Annotated in this window: 3 protein-coding genes and 1 pseudogene; 1 reads left to right on the plus strand and 3 read right to left on the minus strand. The window is 46.2% G+C overall.

The genetic code is table 11. From position 1 onward, the window contains the following. Both B2899_RS18380 and B2899_RS03825 read right to left on the minus strand, forming a co-directional pair. Positions 1-113, minus strand: a pseudogene (locus tag B2899_RS18380) (futalosine hydrolase); the annotation flags it as partial. 338 nt (positions 114-451) lie between these two features. Continuing rightward, positions 452-607, minus strand: a complete 156-nt coding sequence (locus tag B2899_RS03825; protein WP_146812415.1) for a DUF1540 domain-containing protein — start codon at positions 605-607, stop codon at positions 452-454. A gap of 396 nt (positions 608-1,003) precedes the next feature. On the opposite strand from B2899_RS03825, the gene B2899_RS03830 reads away from it, so the two are divergent. Continuing rightward, positions 1,004-2,614, plus strand: a complete 1,611-nt coding sequence (locus tag B2899_RS03830; RefSeq protein WP_286884160.1) for a long-chain fatty acid--CoA ligase — start codon at positions 1,004-1,006, stop codon at positions 2,612-2,614. A gap of 222 nt (positions 2,615-2,836) precedes the next feature. Here the strand turns inward: B2899_RS03830 and B2899_RS03835 are convergent, their stop codons facing one another. Next, positions 2,837-3,343 (minus strand): MogA/MoaB family molybdenum cofactor biosynthesis protein, encoded by a 507-nt coding sequence (locus B2899_RS03835; RefSeq protein ID WP_146811281.1) that lies wholly within the window; start codon positions 3,341-3,343, stop codon positions 2,837-2,839. Positions 3,344-3,474: the final 131 nt, after the last annotated feature.

The following is a 3,474-nucleotide window of genomic DNA, read 5'->3' on the forward strand; positions in this document are numbered from 1 at the left end:
GCCGCTGCCGGGCCGACGCCCGCCACCACCACGTCAAATCTACTGGCGCCACGGAGTCCACGCAGCACCGCGTCCCTCTCAGCCGGGACAGAGGTCATCACGAGTACTCGCATTCCTGGCTTCGGCTGATTGGATTTTGAGCCGGCAGATGTTTCCGTATTTGCATGAACGTTCACTTTACAATCCCCTTTTATTTAAATGATCCACACGGTTCGTTCGGCAAGGCTCCTCACATCGTTTCCAAACAACACCCATATTCAAAGTTAGCTTTATTTCCCCTCCATGTAAAGAGGAATGCTTCGGACAGCGATGTCCCATACAACTTTAACAGGATAAAAAGGAGCAGAAACAAACCGATTGTAATAGAAACTGAATATTTAAGCTGAAAAACAGAAAGAGCCTCTTATCGCTTTCGACAAGAGACTCTTCAAAAAACGGCAATCATTTGTTTTTACATACCCGGTTTGAACGTTTTACAGTCGGTTTCTTCTGTAGTGGAAGCTTGCTTACCTTTGTGACTGACTACGTAAATCTCATCCGCATTGCATTTGTTTCCCTGGGCCCAATAAGTACAGTTGTTTACTTCGCATAGTACGTCCTTTGCCATAAAAACACCTCCTTTCTTTTAGTTATCATAGCCAAAAAAAAATTAAACCAGTCCTTACAATGGCCAAGGTAAAAAAATTGAGCGGAATACGATGAAAAGCCACTGGATTTAATTCAAAATATTTTATATACAATGAATAGTAAGATTTGATATGATATTTATGAATCTTCCTGGAGGACTCGGATATAAAGGAGATAAACACACACTGAATTTTTATGGAAGTGCTATCAATTAGAAAATCCGATACGCTTAACGGAGAAACGGGCTGGCCGGACAGAGTAATTCTCATACAGCCGAAATAACCCATCGACACCTTACTATAGCAGAATAGACAAATCCTCATACAAAGCAAATCAAAAAAATAAAATACATTGCAAAAAGAGGTGGATGAAGCAAATGATGAATGTTCAATTAACGGTTGGCTCTTTGCTGGAAAGGGCGGAAAAATATTTTCCGAAAAAGGAGGTTGTATCCAGAACATCCTCAGGCATTGCCCGATTTACCTATGCCCAGATAGGAAAACGGGCACGTCGCTTGTCCAGTGCACTTCAGAGGCTGGGAGTTCAGCGTGGAGAGCGCGTCGGGACTCTCGCCTGGAACCATCATCGTCATCTAGAGGTCTACTTTGCTGCACCGGGTATGGGAGCCGTATTGCACACGATAAACATCCGCCTTTCCCCTGAACATATCGTCTATATCGTGAATCATGCAGAAGATAAGGTTTTAATTGTAGATGAGGATCTTTTGCCGTTGGTGGAACAAATCAAGAGTCAATTAAAAACAGTTGAGGCTTTTGTGGTGATGACTGATAAAGACGATGTTCCATCATCAACCCTGGAGCCGCTTTATTCCTATGAACATTTGTTGGCCGATGGAGACCCTGAATTTAGTTTTGTGAAGGACATTGATGAAAACGCTCCTGCCGGAATGTGCTATACTTCGGCTACTACTGGAAATCCAAAAGGAGTGGTGTATTCCCACCGCGGCATTGTTCTGCATAGCATGGCTCTGGGGTTGGCGGACGCAGCCGCAATCTCGGAATCCGATGTTGCGATGCCTGTTGTCCCCATGTTTCATGCAAATGCCTGGGGACTGCCATTTGCCTCCACCTGGTTCGGAACGACACAGGTGCTGCCGGGACCGCAGTTTACACCGAAGATACTGGCCCAATTCATCGAACGGGAGAAGGTCACGATCACGGCGGGAGTTCCGACAATTTGGCTCGCATTGTTAAAAGAACTGGAAGAAGGAAATTATGAGACGGGTAGTCTCCGTGCGATATTATGCGGGGGTTCTGCCGCTCCGCGCGGAATGATCAAAACGTACGAATCCAAATATAAGATCCCTTTTCTGCACGCTTACGGCCTGACAGAAACAAGCCCTATTGTGACTCTTTCCCGTTTGAAAAGCTATCAGCAAGACTTACCTGAGGAAGATAAGCTGGATATTCGTTCAAAGCAGGGATTGGTAATGCCCGGCTTAGAAATAAAGGTTATAGGAGACGATGGTGAAGTCCAGTGGAACGGAGAAGAAATGGGCGAACTTCTTGTTCGGGGCCCATGGATAGCTGATGAATATTACCTTGATGAACGGACGAAGGATGCCTTTAAAGACGGTTGGCTCCATACAGGAGATGTGGCAACGATTGATGAAGAAGGTGTGGTCAAACTGGTCGATCGCACGAAGGATTTAATCAAAAGCGGAGGAGAATGGATTTCTTCTGTTGATTTAGAAAACGCTTTAATGGCGCATGAAGCCGTTTTTGAGGCAGCCGTTGTGGCCGTTCCCCATCCAAAATGGCAGGAACGACCGGTAGCTTGCGTCGTCCTAAAGGAAGGGTACAAAGCGACGGTAAGCAAAAAAGATTTAATGGAATTCCTTGCTCCTCAGTTTGCTAAATGGTGGTTGCCGGACGATATTGTGATAATGGATGAGATCCCAAAAACTTCTGTAGGTAAGTTTCTTAAGCGAACCCTGCGCGAACAGCTAAAGGAACATCTAGCCTAATTGAAGTAAACAGTATCTGCCGCGTCAACTGATAGGTCGATAGAAATGAATTTGAATAAAACGGAAAATTTATAGATTAGCCGAGAACACTCGTGACTTCAGTCATGAGTGTTCTCGGCTTCGGACAAGGCGTGTCTTTTGACACGTCGATTGTCCGACATATGTTAACTCGTCAATTAACAAAAGCACTGATATTTATAAAATAATGCAATGTTAATGATCTTATTTATAAATCTCACGCAGCACGTGGCCAAGCTCCGGAATAATGAGTTTGCTCATCGCAAGCCGCACAGCGCCGGACGATCCCGGCGTCGAGAAAACAGCCCGGTCATGATAGACACCCGCAATCGCCCTGCTTAAAATCGCCGCCGAACCGATATCCTCCGTGTAGCTCAGCATGCGGAAGATTTCGCCGAAGCCTGGCAGCTCCTTATCCAACATCGAAGCCACCACTTCATAGGTCACATCCCGCTTCGCGATTCCCGTCCCTCCATTCAGGAGAATCGCCTGCACTTTCGGATCGTTCGCTCCGTCTTTAATCGCCTGTGAAATGGCAGCTTTTTCGTCCGTCACAATTACGTACCGCTCTATCGTGTGTCCCGCTTCCGTCAGAAATTGCTGCATCAACTGGCCGCTTTTATCCGTCTCCGGCGTCCGTGTATCGCTCACCGTAATCACCATGCAACCTACCTGCTTTGGTGCCTCTTTTTTATGTTCGGTCACTGACATAAGCATTTGTCTCCTTTCTCTCATTCGAGCACCCGCTCGCAAAAAACCACCGTAGCTTTTCAGCCGCAACCCCGACATGAAAATCATGGGAGAGAGGCTGACTTTTGGGGTACGAAGGGAAAGAGAGAAGA

The sequence above is a fragment of the Aneurinibacillus sp. UBA3580 genome (assembly GCF_002375825.1).
Classification (GTDB): Bacteria; Bacillota; Bacilli; order Aneurinibacillales; family Aneurinibacillaceae; genus Aneurinibacillus; species Aneurinibacillus danicus.